The sequence below is a fragment of the Candidatus Pelagibacter sp. Uisw_090 genome, assembly GCF_047717845.1.
In the GTDB taxonomy this organism is placed as follows: Bacteria; Pseudomonadota; Alphaproteobacteria; order Pelagibacterales; family Pelagibacteraceae; genus Pelagibacter.
In genome coordinates this window covers 560,163-577,309 of record NZ_CP159810.1, presented here as the reverse complement: position 1 = coordinate 577,309, position 17,147 = coordinate 560,163, and the positions used below count along the sequence as shown (strand labels likewise).

17 protein-coding genes are annotated in these 17,147 nt (G+C 29.4%); 8 read left to right on the top strand and 9 right to left on the bottom strand.

Annotation, left to right across the window (positions count from 1 at the left end; genetic code table 11):
* From ABXT58_RS03135 to gatC, 5 genes are read right to left on the bottom strand one after another with little or no spacing between them, the layout of a single operon-like run.
* Entirely contained in the window at nucleotides 1-906 is a 906-nt protein-coding gene (locus ABXT58_RS03135) for a rhodanese-related sulfurtransferase (protein WP_415304676.1), read from the bottom strand.
* On the bottom strand, nucleotides 906-1,556 hold the full coding sequence (locus tag ABXT58_RS03130) for an O-methyltransferase (RefSeq protein WP_415304674.1): 651 nt from the start codon (nucleotides 1,554-1,556) through the stop codon (nucleotides 906-908). Before ABXT58_RS03130 ends, ABXT58_RS03135 begins: the two co-directional genes overlap by 1 nt.
* A 4-nt stretch (nucleotides 1,557-1,560) precedes the next feature.
* A complete protein-coding gene (gene gatB / locus ABXT58_RS03125; protein WP_415304672.1) occupies nucleotides 1,561-3,036 on the bottom strand; it encodes an Asp-tRNA(Asn)/Glu-tRNA(Gln) amidotransferase subunit GatB in 1,476 nt (491 codons plus the stop codon).
* Complete coding sequence (gatA, locus tag ABXT58_RS03120; RefSeq protein WP_415304671.1) at nucleotides 3,037-4,494, bottom strand: Asp-tRNA(Asn)/Glu-tRNA(Gln) amidotransferase subunit GatA; 1,458 nt, start codon at nucleotides 4,492-4,494, stop codon at nucleotides 3,037-3,039.
* On the bottom strand, nucleotides 4,494-4,781 hold the full coding sequence (gatC, locus tag ABXT58_RS03115) for an Asp-tRNA(Asn)/Glu-tRNA(Gln) amidotransferase subunit GatC (RefSeq protein ID WP_415289690.1): 288 nt from the start codon (nucleotides 4,779-4,781) through the stop codon (nucleotides 4,494-4,496). The genes gatA and gatC overlap by 1 nt, the downstream gene beginning before the upstream one ends.
* Nucleotides 4,782-4,832: 51 nt before the next feature.
* Between gatC and ruvX the strand changes: the two genes are divergently transcribed.
* Genes ruvX through ABXT58_RS03085 form a run of 6 tightly spaced genes read left to right on the top strand, consistent with a single transcriptional unit; the run spans nucleotide 4,833 to nucleotide 11,230 of the window.
* Nucleotides 4,833-5,288 carry a Holliday junction resolvase RuvX gene (ruvX, locus tag ABXT58_RS03110; protein ID WP_415304669.1) on the top strand — a complete coding sequence of 152 codons (456 nt, stop codon included), beginning with the start codon at nucleotides 4,833-4,835 and terminating at the stop codon, nucleotides 5,286-5,288.
* A gap of 42 nt (nucleotides 5,289-5,330) precedes the next feature.
* Nucleotides 5,331-6,272: an aspartate carbamoyltransferase catalytic subunit gene (locus ABXT58_RS03105; RefSeq protein ID WP_415304667.1), complete on the top strand. Its 942-nt coding sequence runs from the start codon at nucleotides 5,331-5,333 to the stop codon at nucleotides 6,270-6,272.
* Entirely contained in the window at nucleotides 6,273-7,559 is a 1,287-nt protein-coding gene (pyrC, locus tag ABXT58_RS03100; RefSeq protein WP_415304665.1) for a dihydroorotase, read from the top strand.
* 2 nt (nucleotides 7,560-7,561) lie between these two features.
* Nucleotides 7,562-8,137, top strand: coding sequence for a glycerol-3-phosphate 1-O-acyltransferase PlsY (plsY, locus tag ABXT58_RS03095; RefSeq protein ID WP_415304663.1), 576 nt, complete (start codon nucleotides 7,562-7,564; stop codon nucleotides 8,135-8,137).
* Between the two features lie 37 nt (nucleotides 8,138-8,174).
* Nucleotides 8,175-10,766: a type I DNA topoisomerase gene (topA, locus tag ABXT58_RS03090; protein WP_415304661.1), complete on the top strand. Its 2,592-nt coding sequence runs from the start codon at nucleotides 8,175-8,177 to the stop codon at nucleotides 10,764-10,766.
* 2 nt (nucleotides 10,767-10,768) lie between these two features.
* Nucleotides 10,769-11,230, top strand: coding sequence for a RidA family protein (locus tag ABXT58_RS03085; protein ID WP_415304660.1), 462 nt, complete (start codon nucleotides 10,769-10,771; stop codon nucleotides 11,228-11,230).
* Here ABXT58_RS03085 and ABXT58_RS03080 read toward each other — a convergent pair.
* Together ABXT58_RS03080 and ABXT58_RS03075 are read right to left on the bottom strand one after the other, a co-directional pair.
* Nucleotides 11,227-12,525 (bottom strand): UDP-glucose dehydrogenase family protein, encoded by a 1,299-nt coding sequence (locus ABXT58_RS03080; protein WP_415304658.1) that lies wholly within the window; start codon nucleotides 12,523-12,525, stop codon nucleotides 11,227-11,229. The genes ABXT58_RS03085 and ABXT58_RS03080 overlap by 4 nt on opposite strands.
* Nucleotides 12,522-13,337 carry a sugar phosphate nucleotidyltransferase gene (locus ABXT58_RS03075; protein WP_415304656.1) on the bottom strand — a complete coding sequence of 272 codons (816 nt, stop codon included), beginning with the start codon at nucleotides 13,335-13,337 and terminating at the stop codon, nucleotides 12,522-12,524. Before ABXT58_RS03075 ends, ABXT58_RS03080 begins: the two co-directional genes overlap by 4 nt.
* A gap of 4 nt (nucleotides 13,338-13,341) precedes the next feature.
* Between ABXT58_RS03075 and ABXT58_RS03070 the strand changes: the two genes are divergently transcribed.
* Nucleotides 13,342-14,184: a pantoate--beta-alanine ligase gene (locus tag ABXT58_RS03070; protein ID WP_415304654.1), complete on the top strand. Its 843-nt coding sequence runs from the start codon at nucleotides 13,342-13,344 to the stop codon at nucleotides 14,182-14,184.
* Here ABXT58_RS03070 and mgtE read toward each other — a convergent pair.
* Nucleotides 14,181-15,554, bottom strand: a complete 1,374-nt coding sequence (mgtE, locus tag ABXT58_RS03065) for a magnesium transporter (protein WP_415304652.1) — start codon at nucleotides 15,552-15,554, stop codon at nucleotides 14,181-14,183. The two genes, ABXT58_RS03070 and mgtE, sit on opposite strands and share 4 nt — an antisense overlap.
* A gap of 61 nt (nucleotides 15,555-15,615) precedes the next feature.
* Between mgtE and lipB the strand changes: the two genes are divergently transcribed.
* Nucleotides 15,616-16,236 (top strand): lipoyl(octanoyl) transferase LipB, encoded by a 621-nt coding sequence (gene lipB, locus ABXT58_RS03060; protein WP_415304650.1) that lies wholly within the window; start codon nucleotides 15,616-15,618, stop codon nucleotides 16,234-16,236.
* Here lipB and ABXT58_RS03055 read toward each other — a convergent pair.
* Nucleotides 16,217-17,131: an RluA family pseudouridine synthase gene (locus ABXT58_RS03055; protein ID WP_415304648.1), complete on the bottom strand. Its 915-nt coding sequence runs from the start codon at nucleotides 17,129-17,131 to the stop codon at nucleotides 16,217-16,219. The genes lipB and ABXT58_RS03055 overlap by 20 nt on opposite strands.
* Nucleotides 17,132-17,147 lie beyond the last annotated feature (16 nt).

Below are 17,147 nucleotides of genomic sequence, written 5' to 3'. Positions count from 1 at the left end.
CTATTTAAATTCTTTTTGGAATATATGCTTTGAACCAGTCTTTTTAGCAAGGTTTATTTGCTTTTGCCTCATTCGAAATCTCTCTTTTTGAGTTTGAGTTAAATTATCATGACAGTTTATGCATGAAACACCTTCCTCATATTTTTTAGACTTCTTATCTTTCGATGAAACAGGTTTTCTACATCCACTGCATATTGAGTATGTTCCAGTTACCAATCCATGTTTAACACTGATTCTGTTGTCAAAGACAAAGCATTCCCCATTCCATAAACTTTCTTTTTTTTTAACATTTTTTAAGTAATTTAAAATTCCACCTTTTAATTGATAAACATTTTTAAAACCTTTTTTTTCTAAAAATACTGAAGCTTTCTCACATCTTATTCCGCCAGTACAAAACATTGCAATTGGCTTTGTTTTTTTTAGTTTATTTAAGTATTTTGGAAATTCTCTAAAATTATCAACATCAGGATTAACCGATCTTTTAAAAGTACCCACATTATACTCAAATGGTTTTCTAGAATCTAAAACTAATATTTCTTTATCATTGATTAATTTATTCCATTTTTTTGGGTCAACATGATTATCTTTTTTATTTTTTGTTGATAAGGAAAGACCCATAGGAACTACTTCTTTTTTAATCTTAACTTTTGGTTTATGAAATGGTTGAAATTTACTTTTTGAAGTATTTTCACTATCAAACTTTTTAAAATCTAATATCTTTTTAATCTTTATGATAGCTGACTTTAGATCGTTAGCTTTCCCAGAGATTGTTGCATTTACTCCTTCACTAGCTATAATTATTGTTCCTCGGATATTTTTTTTAATTAAATAATCCTGTAATAAAACCTTATTTTTTTTTAAAGAGGTAAGTTTTTTAAATTTGTAAAAACCAAAAACATAGAACATTATAACACTCTACAAACAGTCATTCCGTCACCTAAAGGCACAATGATTTGTTCCACTCTTTTATCGTTTGCAACATAAGTATTAAAATCTCTGATATTTATTGTGTATTTATCTAAATTATCATCATCAGCAACTTCACCATGCCATAAAACATTGTCTACAATAATCAATCCACCTTTATCTAATAACTTCAGTGATCTTTCATAATATTCTTTGTAATTCATTTTATCGGCATCAATAAAAACCATATCAAACTTACTATTCTTTAATTCCTCCAAACTATCTAATGCTGGTTTAACGATTGTTTGAATTTTATTATCCTGATTGGCTTTTTTAAAAAAATCTAATGCAATTTTGTTTGTTCCCTCATCTTTATCAAGCGCTACAAGTTTACCGTCATTTGGTAATGCTAATGCTATAGAAAGTGCACTTAATCCAGTAAAGGTTCCAATCTCGAGTACATCTTTAATATTAGAAATTTTTATAATTAAATGAAGAAAATGACATTGAGATGTTGCAACTTGCATTCTCTTAACATCTCCAAGTGTATTATTGTAATCGATTATTTCTTGCTGAATGGGATTTAACTTTAAACTAAAATTATTTATATACTTTTCTAGTTTTTCAGTAATTTCAAGGTTCTTCCCCATGATATTAAAGTTTCTTCTTTAATATCTCATTTATTAATTGAGGGTTAGCTTTACCACTTGAAGCTTTCATTGCTTGACCTACAAAGAAACCAAATAGCTTTTCTTTACCATTCTTATATTCAATAGCTTTTTCTCTATTATCATTGATAATTTTATCTATTAAAGCCTCTAATGCTTTAGGGTCACTTTCTTGCTTTAAACCTTTTTCTTCAACAATTATTTGGGGATCAATGTCTCCATCCATCATTAATTCAAATATTGTTTTGGCTATTTTTCCAGAAATTGTTCCATTCTTAATTAGATTAATTAACTTTGCCAAATTTTTTGCACTTATTGGACTTTGTGTAATTTCTAAATTTTTATTATTTAAAACAGCAAACAATTCACCAGTAATCCAGTTAACGGCTAATTTCATATCTCGGTTTTTCCCCATTTTAGCAACAACTTCCTCAAAATATTTAGCTGTATCAATGTCAGAAACTAATATTGTAGCCTCATAAGCAGAGACTTTAAACTCATCAATAAATCTTTTCTTTTTATCGTCTGGTAGTTCAGGGATATCTGCTTTAAGTTTTTCAATAAATTCATCAGTTACTTCTAATGGTAATAAATCTGGATCTGGAAAATATCTATAATCATGAGCATCCTCTTTAGATCTCATAGATCTCGTTTCATTTTTTTTTGTATCAAATAATCTTGTTTCTTGATCGATTGTTTTACCATCTTCAATTAAATCAACTTGTCTATTAGCTTCATAATCAATAGCCATTTGCATAAATTTAATTGAGTTAACATTCTTAATCTCACAACGAGTTCCAAGTTTATCAGAACCTTTAATTCTAACAGAAATATTAACATCAGCTCTTAAAGAACCTTCCTGCATGTTTCCATCACACGTACCAAGGTATCTCATAATGGATCTTAATTTTTTAACATAAGCACTAACTTCATCTGGAGTTCTCATATCTGGTTTACTAACAATTTCCATTAAAGCTACACCTGATCTATTTAAATCAACCAAAGTATTTTGTGGGTCCATATCATGAATACTTTTTCCAGCATCTTGTTCTAAGTGTAATCTTTCAATCCCTACTTCCTTTTGGCCATGTGCCATATCAAGAATAACTGTCCCCTCTCCTACTATTGGATATTTAAATTGTGAAATTTGATAACCCTGTGGAAGGTCTGCATAAAAATAATTTTTTCTATCAAAAACAGATCTTTTATTAATTTGAGCTCTTAAACCTATACCCGTTTTAATTGCTTGTTTTACACAGTACTCATTAATAACTGGAAGCATTCCTGGGAATGCGGCGTCAACTAGACTTACTTGCGTATTAGGTTCAGCGCCAAAGGTGGTTGATGAAGATGAGAATAATTTGGAATTTGATGTAACCTGAGCATGAACTTCAAGGCCAATTACCACTTCGTAAACATTATCTCTTCTTTCGATTAAATATTCTGAATTATCTTTAGTCATCTATTTAATCCACCAATCAGTGATTTTATTTTTAAACTGGATTTTTTCTTCCATGGCATAAGCAATATTTAAAATATTTTGTTCATCAAAAGTTTTACCAATAATTTGTAGTCCCAATGGATAACCCTTAGCATCAACACCTGCAGGAATAGAAATTGCTGGTAATCCAGCTAAATTAACTGGAACTGTGAATATATCATTTAAATACATTGAAACTGGATCGTTAGTTTTTTCACCAATTTTAAAAGCAGCACTTGGTGTTGATGGAGTTAAAATTGCATCAACTTTCTTGTATGCTTCATCAAAATCATTTTTAATTAATTTTCTAACTTTTTGCGCTTTTAGATAATAAGCATCATAATAACCAGAAGACAAAACATATGTTCCTATCATTATTCTTCTTTGAACTTCGCTACCAAAACCTTCAGATCTTGTTTTTTCGTACATATCAATAAGGTTTTCACCTTTAGATCTAAAACCATACTTAACACCATCATATCTAGCTAAGTTTGAAGAAGCTTCAGCTGGAGCTACTATATAGTAAGTAGGTAGAGCATAATTTGTATGAGGTAGTGAGATTTCAACAATTTCAGCACCACAATCTTTTGCATACTCAATTCCCTTAGTCCATAAATCTTCTATCTCTTTTGGCATTCCATCAACTCTATATTCTTTTGGAATTCCAATTTTCTTACCTTTGATGTTGTTTGTTAATTCTTTGCTGTATTCATTTCTTTTAAAATCAATTGAAGTTGAATCTTTTTCATCATAAGTGCTAATTATTTCTTGAAGAAGCGCACAATCTTTTACATCTTTAGACATTGGTCCTGCTTGATCTAATGAAGATGCAAAAGCAACAATTCCATATCTTGAGCAACTTCCATAAGTGGGCTTTAATCCAACAGTACCTGTAAATGAAGCAGGTTGTCTAATGGAGCCACCTGTATCAGTTCCAATTGTAATGGGTGTTAAATTAGCTGCTAGAGCTGATGCAGAGCCTCCTGAAGAGCCTCCAGGTACTAAACCTTTATCTACAGGACTTTGTACATTTCCAAAAAAACTAGTTTCATTAGATGAACCCATTGCAAATTCATCACAATTTAACTTACCAAGTAGTATTGCACCCTCATCCCAAATATTTTGAGTAACAGTGGACTCGTATGGTGGAATAAAATTATTTAAAATTTTACTACCCGCTGTAGTTTTTACATCTTTGGTGCAAAACAAATCTTTAACCGCCATTGGAACACCTGGAAGCTTTAAATCAAAATTAGGTTTTTGATCAAAATTTTTAGCTTTCAAAAGTGCATTAGAAAAATCTTCTGTTATGTAAGCATTTAAATCTCTAGACTTTTCTCCTCTATCAATAAAGGCTTTGGTAGTTTCTTCAGAAGAAATTTTTTTATCTTTAATATTTTTAACTAATTCAGTTAAAGTGAGTGAAGTGATATCTGGCATTATTCAACAACCCTTGGTACAACAAAAAAATCTTCATTTTCTTCTGGTGAGTTTTTTAATATTTGATCTCTTATATTTTCACTTTTAACCTCATCTGCTCTTAATTTTAATGTGGTTTCTGCAACAGAGGTTAAAGGCTCAACATTATCAGTATTGAGTTCATTCAATTTTTCAATGAAATCAAATATAGAGTTAAGATCTCCAGCTAATTTATTGGCTTTTGCATCATCAACTGAGATTCTTGATAATTTAGATATATGCTTTATTGTTTTAAGATCAATTGTCATGTGGTAATTAAATATGTCGGCAAACTATCACTTAAGTATAAAATATACAATATGATCACAATTGAAAATTTTAAAATAAAACACTCGAATAAGGTAAGATTTATTGGTTTAGATTTAGGATCTAAAAGAATTGGTGTCTCAATTTGTGATGAAAGACAATCTATAGCCACGCCCTTTAAAACTATAAATAAAACCAATACAAACGAGCTAATTGATGAACTTAAGATAATAATTAAAGATAATAATATTGGCGGAATAATTGTGGGGAACCCAGTTAATATGGATGGTAGTCTCGGTAGATCTGCTCAATCAGTTAATGACGTTGCATCGAATATATCAAAATCTATAGACCTACCTGTGATATTGTGGGATGAGAGACTTTCAACAGTTGGCGCATTTAATCTATCAAGTTTATTAGACGTTAATGTTTCAAAAAGAGTTAAAACAATTGATCAAAACGCTGCAGCCTTTATTTTACAAGGGGCAATAGACTTTTTAAATAATTAATACTTGCCATAGTGATCGTTAATAGTTATAGAGTTAATTTTAATGGCAACCAAAATAAATAAAGCTATTAAGATTTCTCAAAAACACCTTTTAGGTATTCAAGATCTATCAATTAGTGATGTTAATCTCATTTTAGAAGAAGCTAAAAGCTTCATTAAATTAAATCAAAGTAAAAATAAAAGATTAAATGTATTAAATGGTAAAACTCAAATTAATTTGTTTTTTGAACCCTCCACTAGAACACAAAGTTCATTTGAATTAGCTGGAAAAAGATTAGGTGCAGATGTTATGTCAATGAACATGGCGAACTCTGCGGTTAAGAAAGGTGAAACACTAATAGATACCGCAATGACTTTAAATGCAATGCATCCAGATATAATTGTAATTAGGCACCAGGATTCCGGTGCATGTAATCTTTTATCTCAAAAAGTAAATTGTGCAGTACTTAATGCTGGCGATGGAAGCCGTGAACACCCTACTCAAGCTTTATTAGATGCTTTAACAATTATAAATCGTAAAAAAAAAATTGAGGGTTTAAGAGTTGCGATTTGTGGTGACATAACTCATTCACGTGTTGCAAGGTCAAATATTTATCTTCTAAATATGTTGGGTGCAGAAGTTAACATTATTGCACCATCAAACTTAATGCCAAAAGAAATAGAAAAGTTTGGCGTTAATACATTTACAGATATGAAAAAAGGTTTGAAAGATTGTGATATTGTGATGATGCTAAGGTTACAAAATGAAAGGATGACTAGTTCTTTCTTGTCTTCTAATAGAGAGTACTATGAATATTATGGACTAACTCCAGATAAGCTTGCTCATGCAAAAGATGATGCTTTGATTATGCATCCAGGTCCAATGAATAGAGGGATCGAAATTGATACAAAATTGGCAGATGACATTAACAGAAGCGTAATTAAGGAACAGGTTGAACTAGGTGTTGCAGTAAGAATGGCTTGTTTAAAAATATTTTGTGAATAAATGAAAAAACAATACTTTATAAATGCAAATATAATTGACCCTCACAACTCTATCAATGAGAACGGTGGATTAATTATTGGTGAAGATGGTTTGATTGAAGCTATTGGTAAAAAAGTAAATTCTAACAACATTCCATCAAGAGAAAAAGTAATAGATTTAAATGGCAAATATATATTCCCTGGTCTTGTTGATATGCGTGTCTTTGCAGGTGAACCTGGTTATGAATATAAAGAAAATTTTAGAACACTAAGCAATGCAGCACTTGCAGGAGGTGTTACTTCAGTTGTTACTATGCCTAATACGGATCCAATTATAGATAACGTTTCAATAGTAGATTTTTTAAAAAGACGTGGAAGAGACAAATCTAAAATTAATGTTTTTCCAAGTGCTGCTCTTACCAAAAATATTGAAGGTACTACCATGACTGAATTTGGTCTACTTCAAAATAGAGGAATAATTGGATTTACTGATGGAGTTAAAACAATTCAAAATACTAGACTGATGTCTCGTATAATGAACTCAGCTAAAGATTTAGGCACACTAATCATGCAGCATGCAGAAGATTATGATTTATCTAATAATGGCATGATCAACTCTGGAATTATTGCAACAAAACTAGGTTTATCCGGAATACCAGCTGTTGCAGAGAGAATAATTATTGAGAGAGATTTAACATTATTAGAAAATATTAAATGCAGATATCACATATCACAAATTTCTGCTGCAAAATCAGTTGAAATAATTAATGAAAGAAAAGATAAAGTTAAATTTACAACAGGAGTATCTATTAATAATCTTTCATTAAATGAAAATGATATTGGAGATTTTCGAACATTCTTAAAACTTTCTCCACCACTAAGAACAGAAGAAGACAGGATAGCTCTAGTTCAAGGCTTAAAGGATGAAACTATAGACGTCATTGTATCCGATCATAAGCCTGAAGATGAAGAGCAAAAAAGATTGACCTTTGCACAAGCTGCTACAGGTGCCTCAGGCATTGAAACTTTATTATCTCTTAGCTTGGAATTACACCACAACGGATCTGTAAAATTAGAAACTATCATTAAAGCCTTAACATCAAACCCTGCAAAAATATTGAAAATAAATAAAGGTAATCTTTCAATTGGTAATGATGCTGATTTTTGCATCGTAGATATTGATAAACCATGGATGGTTAAAAAAGATAAGCTTGTTTCAAAATCTAAAAACACCTCAATTGAAGACAAAAAGCTCCAAGGTAAAGTCACAAATACATTTGTAAAAGGTGAAGAACTATTTAAATTATAGCAATGGAATATTTAATTGTTGCATTAAGCTCATATTTATTAGGATCAATACCTTTTGGTTTTATACTTACAAAAATATTTTTAAAAAAAGATATTAGAGATATTGGCTCAGGAAACATTGGAGCTACAAACGCTCTTAGAACAGGTAATAAAACATTAGGCTACGCAACTTTATTACTGGATATAGCAAAAGCTGTATTGCCTGTTTTATATGTAAAATTTAATTATCCCGATTATATCTTTATTTCATCATTAAGCGCATTTTTAGGTCACGTTTTTCCAATATGGCTTAAGTTTAAAGGGGGCAAGGGTGTTGCAACATATGTTGGAATATTATTTTCTATAAACATACTTTTAGGTTTAGTATTTATTGTTAGTTGGGCTGTTACATTTCTTATTTCAAAATACTCATCACTTTCATCACTAGTTGGTAGTTTAATGGTTCCAATTTATTTAATAATTTTTGAAAATTATAATTCAATATTTTTTATAATAATGTTTGTGCTTATATTCTACACACACAGAGAAAACGTCAAACGATTGAAAAACAAAGAAGAAAGTAAGACTAAAATTTATTGATTTGACTATCTAAGTCTTTTAAGTAATTTGTTTAGTAATGAATCTTGTAGTCGTAGAAAGTCCAGCTAAAGCAAAAACTATCAATAAATATCTAGGTGATGGTTATATTGTGTTAGCAAGTTATGGTCATATTAGAGATCTTCCCTCGAAAAACGGTTCTGTTGATCCAGATAATAATTTTAAAATGGAATGGGAAGTGGATAGTTTTTCTAAAAAATATCTTAAAAAAATTACAGATGCAGCTAAAATTTCTTCAAAAATTATACTAGCAACTGACCCTGACCGTGAAGGTGAAGCGATCGCTTGGCATGTTAAAGAATATTTAAATGAGAAAAAATTAATTAAAGACAAAAATGTAGAAAGAGTTGTTTTTAACGAAATTACAAAAAAAGCAGTTATTCATGGAATTGAAAACCCACGACAAATCGAGCCACTACTTGTTGATGCTTATATGGCTAGAAGAGCCTTGGACTATTTAGTTGGCTTTAACATATCACCAATTTTATGGACAAAACTGCCTGGTTCTAAATCAGCAGGGCGTGTTCAGTCAGTTGCTTTAAAATTAATTACAGAACGAGAACACGAAATAGAGCTTTTTGATCCTGAGGAATTTTGGACTTTAAGTGTTCAATTCGACGATAATGCTAAAAATTCTATATTAGCAAGTATCACTCAATTGAATGATAAAAAAATTGAAAAATTTTCTTTTAAAAATAAAGCTGAAATTGATAAAGCAATTGAAGAAGTTAAATTTAAGAAATTTAATATAAATGACATCTCAAGCAAAGTTGTTAACAGAAACCCTTTAGGCCCTTTTACTACCTCTACATTACAGCAAGTTTCTTCTGGTAGACTAGGATTTGGAGCGTCACGAACAATGCAGATAGCTCAAAAACTTTATCAAGGTATAGAAATAGACGGTGAAACTATTGGTCTTATCACGTACATGCGAACAGATGGCACCAATCTATCTACAGACGCTATAGACACTTTCAGGAAATATATAAAAAATGAGTTTGGCGATGAATATATTCCAGATAATGCAGCAAGTTATTCTGGTAAAAAGGCTAAAAATGCTCAAGAAGCCCATGAAGCAATTAGACCTACGGATATTATGCGTGCACCAGATACAGTTAAAAAATATCTAAGTCCAGATCAACATAAATTATACGATTTAATTTGGAGTAGAGCCCTATCCTCTCAAATGAAACCCGCTCAATTTGATAGAAATACTATTACGATAAGTTCAGATGATAATGGAACAGTCTGTAAGGCTAGTGGCTCTGTTATTAAATTTGATGGTTTCTTAAAGGTTATGAAAGATACAAAAAAAGATGATGAAGATATTCTTCCTGAAATGAACAAAGGTCCTGTTAATATAGAGAGTCTATTAGATGAACAGCATTTTACACAGCCACCACCAAGATACTCAGAGGCAAGTTTAGTTAAGAAATTAGAAGAACTGGGTATTGGAAGACCTTCAACTTATGCAAGTATAATATCTGTTATATCTACTAGAGGGTATGCAGAGGCAATTAATAAAAGATTTCACCCAACAGATCGTGGTAAATTAATTTCTGCTTTTCTTGAAAAACTTTTTTCCAAATATGTTGACTATAACTTTACTGCAAGTTTAGAAAGCCAACTTGATGACATTACTACCGGTAAGGAAGGGTGGATAAAAGTTCTAGAGTTATTTTGGAAAGATTTTAATCAAAATGTGTCTGACGTTAAGGAAAAAAGAACTAGAGAAGTTTTAGATCTATTAAATGATAGCCTAGGTAATTTAATTTTTGAAAGAGATAAAGATGGAAGTATTAATAGGCAATGTAAGTTATGTGACAGTGGATCATTAAGTTTAAAAAATAGTTTTAGAGGTGGTGCTTTTATAGGTTGTTCAAATTATCCAGATTGTAAATTTACTAGACCTCTGTCTAAAGCTAAAGCAGCCGCTCAATCTCAACTAGGTGAACCAAAGTTTATAGGAAAACATGAAAATGGTAATGACATGTATCTTAAAAACGGAAGATTTGGCCCCTACTTACAGTATGAACAAATTGAGGAAATAAAAGAAGAAGTTATTGCTGAAACAAAAAAAAAAAAGAAAACAAAAAAAAAGAAGATAGAAAAAGAAGACAATAATTTAAGAAATGTTTCTATACCTAAAGGAATTGCATTGAATAGTGTGGATCTGGATAGAGCTAAATTTTTGTGCTCATTACCTAAAAGTTTAGGTATTAACCCTGAAAATCAAAAAGATATAATATTAAATTCAGGAAGATTTGGCCCATATCTAAAATGTGAAAATAAATCAGCAAGAATTGAAAATGTTGAAGAAATATTTTCAATTGGTCTTAACAGGGCAATCACCCTAATAGCAGAGGCTAAGCCAGGTAGAATGTCTGCATCAATTATAAAAGATCTTGGGGAACACCCTGGGGACAAAAAACCTGTTAGAGTAATGAAGGGTCAATATGGGCCCTATATTAAGTATAAATCTCTTAATGCAACGATACCAGAGGAAAAAGACCCCTTAGAACTTAACATGGAAGAAGCTTTAATATTAATTGAGAAAAGAAAAGAATACGATAAAAATAAGAAATCAAAAAAAAAGAAAAAAGGTAAATAAATATGAATTTTGAAGAAAAAATTAAAGAATTAAAATTACAATTGCCAGAAGCAAGAGATCCAGTTGGATCATATGTAGCATCAAAGATTATTGGTAAAATGCTTTTTATATCAGGTCAAATTTCAACAGCGGCAAATGGTGATTTGATAAAAGGTAAAGTTGGAAGAGAATTAAAAACAGAAGATGGTTATGAAGCTGCTAAAAGATGTGGCTTAAATATAATTTCACAAGTTAAAAAGGCCTGCAATGATGATTTAACAAGAATTAAATCTTGTATAAAATTAACTGGATTTGTTAATTCAACAGAAAATTTTATAGAACAGCCTAAAGTAATAAATGGAGCATCTGATTTAATAGTATCAGTATTTGGTGATGCTGGAATGCATACACGAGCGGCTGTAAGCACAAATAGTTTACCTCTGGGTGTTTCTGTTGAAGTCGATGCTATTTTTGAATTAAATTAACAGCCAATAGCAAAATATCTAATTTTCTGCTTTTTCATTTTTGTTAATGAGTAAATATTTCTCATATCAAATATTGTGAACTTTTTTTTTATAATATTTTTTTTAAAATTTATTGATTTAAAATCATTCCATTCAGTGTGAATTATTATTAAATCTGAGTCTTTAATTGCTGAACTAATATCTTTTGAAAAACTAACATTCCTTATTTTCTTAAATTCTTTTTTTTCACCAGTGGGATCAAAGTAATTAATGACTGCACCATTCTTAATTAAAGAAGGTATCATACTTAAACAAGGCGAATCTCTCATATCATCTGTATTAGCCTTAAAAGTTACGCCTAAAAAACATATTTTTTTCTTTTTAATTTTACCTCTTAATATGTCGAAAATCCGTTTTAACAATAATGAAGATCTATTTTCATTAGATTTAATAACACTTTTAATAACAGATAAATTTGTTTTAAATTTATCAGCTGTAGTAGTTATAGCTTTAGTATCTTTTGGGAAACATGAACCACCATAAGCAGGACCAGCTCTCAAAAAACGTCCTCCAATTCTTTTATCTAAGCCCATACCAATAGAAATATCCTCAACATTAATGTCTAGTTTTTCACATAAATTTGCGAGTTCATTAATAAAAGTTATCTTAGTTGCTAAAAAAGCATTAGATGCATATTTTATTAGTTCAGCAGATCTTCTTGAGCTATTAACATACTTTGCTCCTTTTGATATTAACGGTGAGTAAAGATTTTTTAAAATTGTATTGGATTTTTTATCATTGCACCCAATTATAATTCTATCAGGATAAGTAAAGTCTCTTATGGCCTCACCTTCTCTTAAAAATTCTGGATTTGAAATTACAGAGAATAATTTCTTAGAAACTTTTTGCGAAATAATCTTTTCAATCTCATCGCCTGTTGTTACAGGCACGGTTGATTTAGTAATAATAATTTTAAATTTAGATATAGAAGATCTAATTTCTTTAGCGACATCAAATATTTGACTTAAATCTGCAGCACTGCCATTTTTTTTAGTAGGAGTACCAACACAAATGAAAACAATATCTGACTTAGAAATAGAGTCTTTTAAATTTGTTGAAAACTTTAATCTATCATTTTTATAGTTTTTTAGAACAAGCTCGTCTAATCCGGGTTCATATATCGGAATAATACCTTTTTTCAAATTTTCAATTTTTTTTGTATCACGATCCACACAAATAACATCGTTACCAAGATCTGAAAAACAAACACCACTAACCAACCCTACATATCCAGTGCCAATCATACATAATTTCATTTTTTAACTATCTCCAAACCTGAATTAATGTAGCCTTTCATTGTTCCACAATCTAAATATTTACCAGAAAAATTATGGCCAACAAATTTATTATTCTCATTAATCAATGATTGTATTGCATCAGTAATATGAATTTCCCCACCTTTGTTTGGTTTAAGGTTGAGTAATTTACTAAAAATTGTTTTAGGTAATATATACCTTCCAATAACAGCCTTCGTAGAAGGTGCTTGTTTAATAGTTGGTTTTTCTACTACACTTTTAATAATGAAATTCATATTGTCAATTTTCTTTTTAATATCATAAATACCCCATCTTGAAACTTCATTTTTATTAACTTTCATGCTGGCCATAACAGATGAGTTAAATTTTATGTGTGTAGCAATCATGGATTTTGAGCAATTGTGTTTAATGATTAAATCATCCGGTAACAACATAAGAAAATAATTATCTTTTATAAATCTTCTGGTTTTAAGCACCGCATCTCCTGTGCCAAGCGGTTTGTCCTGAAAAACAAATTTAATCATTTTTTTATATTTCAAGATTTTTTTATATTCCTTTATAATGCGAGAATCTTTTTTACGTTTAATAATATTCTTATAAAACTTATCATTATAAAAATATTTTTTAATCATTAATTTCTTTTTTGATATGATAAAAATAACTTCTTTAATTCCAGCTTCAATGCATTCGTCAAGAATATACTCTATACCGGGCTTGCCGTTGATGGGTAAAAGTTCTTTTGCGAAAACACTTGTTAATGGAAGCAGTCTTGTTCCAAGTCCTGCTAAAGGAATTATAGCTTGTTTAATCATATAAATGTTTTACTTATTAATATTATTATTACAAATGAAATTAATAAAACAAATAACTGATTTAAATAAGGCAATTAATAAAGAGAAAAGATTAGGGTTTGTTCCTACAATGGGTAGCCTACATAAGGGTCATGAAGCTCTTATAAAAAAATCACAAAAAAAGTGCAAAAAAACTATAGTTACTATTTTTGTTAACCCGACACAATTCAATAACAAAAAGGACTATAAAAATTACCCCAGATGCTTAAATAAAGATCTTAAGATTCTTAAAAGATTGAAAGTTGATTTTGTATATCTACCTACTGTAGCACAAATTTTTAATGAACAGTTGCCTAAAACTTTATTAAATAAATCACAAAAGATAATGTGTGCAAAATTTAGAAAAGGTCACTTTGAAGGTGTGCTTGACATTTTGAATCGTTTTGTAAAAATAATATCACCAATGTACATGTTTATGGGTGAAAAAGATTATCAGCAATTTTTTTTAGTTAAAAACTTCATTGAAAAAAATTCTAAAACTAAAGTTTATTGCTGCAAAACTATTAGAGATTCAAATATGATCGCTTTATCATCAAGAAATAACTTATTAAACAAAACTAATCTTAATACGTTAAAGATAATTACTAATAAATTACTCATCTTAAAAAAAAAAATTTATAAAAATAAAAAAAAATCCAAAACACTATTACCTTTAATTAAAAAAAATTTAATTAAAGAGTATCATGTTAAGATTGAATATTTAGAGTGTCGCAATATAGTTAACTTAAGCACAAATATTAACACTAAATCGTTTAAACTTTTTGTAGCTTATTATTTAAATAATGTAAGATTAATAGATAACTTTTAAAGAAAATAAGCACTCACACCTAAGAACGACACAAACCCAATAACATCGGTTATCGTAGTTACAAATACACTAGATGCTATAGCGGGATCAATATCCATTTTTTTTAAAGTTATTGGAACTAAAATTCCAAATAATCCAGCCACTATCATTGTGACAATCATTGACATAGAAATAATCATTGAAAGTAGGGAATCTTGGAACCAAATTTGCACAACAAGTGCACTAATTGTTGCAAAAATAATACCATTCAAAATGCCTATGTTAAATTCTTTTAAAATATTCTGAGAAAAATTATTTTTTGTTAAATCATTTGTTGCTAAAGTTCTAACTGTAACAGCTAATGTTTGCATGCCAGCATTACCACCCATAGAAGCAACAATCGGCATTAAAAAAGCTAAAACAACCATCTGTTCTATTGTTGCACCAAATAAACTAATGACCCAAGTTGCAAGAAATGCAGTGAAGAGATTTAGTAGAAGCCAGTTAAATCTTCTTTTAGTTTTTTTAAGAACACCATCTGTAATTTCTTCATCACCTACACCAGCTAACCTTAAGGCATCTTCTTCTGCTTCTTCCTTTAAAACAGTTAAAACATCATCATACATAATCATGCCAACTAATTTATTTGTTTTGTCAACTACAGCAGCAGAATTTAAATTATAATTCTCAAAGACATTACCAACTTCTTCTTTATCCATATCAACTGGTATAAGCAATTGAGACTCAGACATAATGGAAAGCATTTTTGTATCTCTAGAAGTTGTTAAAACCTTAGATGATGGAACCGTTCCAATAGGTTTAAAACCCTCATCGACAATAAAAATTTCTAAAAACTCTTCAGGTAAATCCTTGTTTTCACGTAAATAGTCAATTGTTTGTCCTACTGACCAATTGCTAGGTATGGCTGTAAATTCACGCTGCATAATCCTTGCAGCAGTGTCTTCTGGGTAACTTAGACTTTCAAGTAACGCAAAACGATCTTTTGGAGGTAATGAGCTTAAAATATCATTTTTATCTTTTTCATCTACGTTTTCTAAAATCGCAATTGCATCATCTGACTCTAGGTTTTTTAAAAGTTTAACAATTGAATCTGAAGAAAGGTAAGCAATAATTTCAGATTGAACGGATTCATTAAGTTCAATAAAAACCTCAGGATCTATATTAAAATTATTAAGTTTTATTAAGCTTTCTCTATCATTTTGACCAAGATGTTCAATAATGTCAGCTGCATCAGCTGGGTGCATTTCATTAAATGAATTTGTAATAAATTGAGCGTCGTTATTAGTAATTTTATTTTTAACAACTTTTAAATATTCTTTATTAAACTCAAAATTTACTTTTTTATCTTTTATTTTTTTTATTAAAGACATAAATTTACCTATAAATCAATTTTGCACTCTTAGTGCATAATAAGAATAATACAATTTATAAATGAATATAGAAATTAAAAAGTCAATAAACCCAGTAAAATATGATATTGCAATAAAAATTTTGGAAGAAAGATTGCTGGATATAAATAATAACAAAAAAAGTGATTTAATTTGGCTCCTAGAACATGAAGAAATATATACAGCTGGCAATAACTATAAAGAAGAGGAAATTTTAAATAAAGAAATAAACATAATTAAAACTAATCGTGGTGGCAAAATAACCTATCATGGTCCTGGACAATTAATTTGTTATTTTGTCATAGATTTAAAACAAAGAAAAAAAAATATTAGAAAATTTATAACTTTAATCGAGAAAACAATTATTGAAAGCTTATTTGAATTTAACATTAAATCATTCGGTGATCCAAAAAATATTGGTATTTGGGTTGGTGATAAATCCAATATTAAGAAAGTTGCAGCAATTGGTGTGCGTGTTAGCAAATGGATTGCATATCATGGATTTGCAATTAATATTAATAATGATCTTACAAAATATCAAAGTATCATTCCATGCGGAATTTCAGATAAAGGTGTAACAAATCTCAAGTCTATAAATAATCAAAACTATAATGTTTTGGGTGATGTAATTATTGAAAATTTTACTAAGAACTTGGGAATCTAAGTCTTTTAGTCTTTAAAAGTTTTTTGAAATAATCTGGCAAGAGTGCTGTGTAAGTATATTTTTTATCCTTAATCATGAATTTAATTTGATAAGAATGAAGCATTAAATTTTTATTAATAGCTTTATCTGTATTGCTAAATTTATATTTTTGATCTCCATAAATTGGTGAACCTATTGCATATAATTGTTTTCTAAGCTGATGTTTTCTGCCAGTTATTGGTTTCATTTCAACCAAACTACAAATAGAATTTTTGTCTAAAACTTTATATGTGGTTCTTGCTTTTTCTATTATTTTTTTATCATTATCATATCTAGTAAGGTCATCATTCCATTCACCAGAAACTTTTTGTAATTCACCATGACATATTGCTAAATAAGTTTTGTGAACTTTTCTTAATCGAAATAGAGATGTTAACAATTGTGCTGCTTCCCTATGTTTAGCCATTATAAAAACACCTGAAGTATCTTTATCTAATCTATGAACTGAAAAAGGTTTTGTGTTTTGAAAAATATCGCTACGTGCAAAAATATCTACAAGATTTTTTTTAGATTTAGTTCCACCTTGAACTGATATACCGGAGCTTTTATTCAATACAATGAAGTCATCATTATTATCAATTATTAAATCTTCGTTCTCTTTAATGACTTCTTCAGATGGTGCAAATTTAATTGTTTTTTGAACAATTGTTTCTTTAAAATCAAAATTAAATAGATCAACAATATCTCCTGTTTTTACTTTGTGAGAGCTTTTTACTTTTTTATTATTGATCTTGACCTTTCCACTTTTTAAACTTTTTTCAATTAACCCTTGTGGGTAATTGCCAAGCTTATTCCGTATCCATCTATCAATACGCATATCGTTATACGTTGAATCAACGTTAAATGACTTTTTCATGATGATATAATTTTAT

What these genes read in the sequence shown, in the direction of transcription:
- topA (WP_415304661.1), top strand. Translation starts at nt 8,175, where the DNA reads ATGAATCTTGTAGTCGTAGAAAGTCCAGCTAAAGCAAAAACTATCAAT.
- ABXT58_RS03135 (WP_415304676.1), bottom strand. Translation starts at nt 906, where the DNA reads ATGTTCTATGTTTTTGGTTTTTACAAATTTAAAAAACTTACCTCTTTA.
- gatA (WP_415304671.1), bottom strand. Translation starts at nt 4,494, where the DNA reads ATGCCAGATATCACTTCACTCACTTTAACTGAATTAGTTAAAAATATT.
- pyrC (WP_415304665.1), top strand. Translation starts at nt 6,273, where the DNA reads ATGAAAAAACAATACTTTATAAATGCAAATATAATTGACCCTCACAAC.
- ABXT58_RS03070 (WP_415304654.1), top strand. Translation starts at nt 13,342, where the DNA reads ATGTTTTACTTATTAATATTATTATTACAAATGAAATTAATAAAACAA.
- ABXT58_RS03075 (WP_415304656.1), bottom strand. Translation starts at nt 13,337, where the DNA reads ATGATTAAACAAGCTATAATTCCTTTAGCAGGACTTGGAACAAGACTG.
- ABXT58_RS03055 (WP_415304648.1), bottom strand. Translation starts at nt 17,131, where the DNA reads ATGAAAAAGTCATTTAACGTTGATTCAACGTATAACGATATGCGTATT.
- gatB (WP_415304672.1), bottom strand. Translation starts at nt 3,036, where the DNA reads ATGACTAAAGATAATTCAGAATATTTAATCGAAAGAAGAGATAATGTT.
- mgtE (WP_415304652.1), bottom strand. Translation starts at nt 15,554, where the DNA reads ATGTCTTTAATAAAAAAAATAAAAGATAAAAAAGTAAATTTTGAGTTT.
- ABXT58_RS03085 (WP_415304660.1), top strand. Translation starts at nt 10,769, where the DNA reads ATGAATTTTGAAGAAAAAATTAAAGAATTAAAATTACAATTGCCAGAA.
- plsY (WP_415304663.1), top strand. Translation starts at nt 7,562, where the DNA reads ATGGAATATTTAATTGTTGCATTAAGCTCATATTTATTAGGATCAATA.
- ABXT58_RS03080 (WP_415304658.1), bottom strand. Translation starts at nt 12,525, where the DNA reads ATGAAATTATGTATGATTGGCACTGGATATGTAGGGTTGGTTAGTGGT.
- ABXT58_RS03105 (WP_415304667.1), top strand. Translation starts at nt 5,331, where the DNA reads ATGGCAACCAAAATAAATAAAGCTATTAAGATTTCTCAAAAACACCTT.
- lipB (WP_415304650.1), top strand. Translation starts at nt 15,616, where the DNA reads ATGAATATAGAAATTAAAAAGTCAATAAACCCAGTAAAATATGATATT.
- ruvX (WP_415304669.1), top strand. Translation starts at nt 4,833, where the DNA reads ATGATCACAATTGAAAATTTTAAAATAAAACACTCGAATAAGGTAAGA.
- ABXT58_RS03130 (WP_415304674.1), bottom strand. Translation starts at nt 1,556, where the DNA reads ATGGGGAAGAACCTTGAAATTACTGAAAAACTAGAAAAGTATATAAAT.
- gatC (WP_415289690.1), bottom strand. Translation starts at nt 4,781, where the DNA reads ATGACAATTGATCTTAAAACAATAAAGCATATATCTAAATTATCAAGA.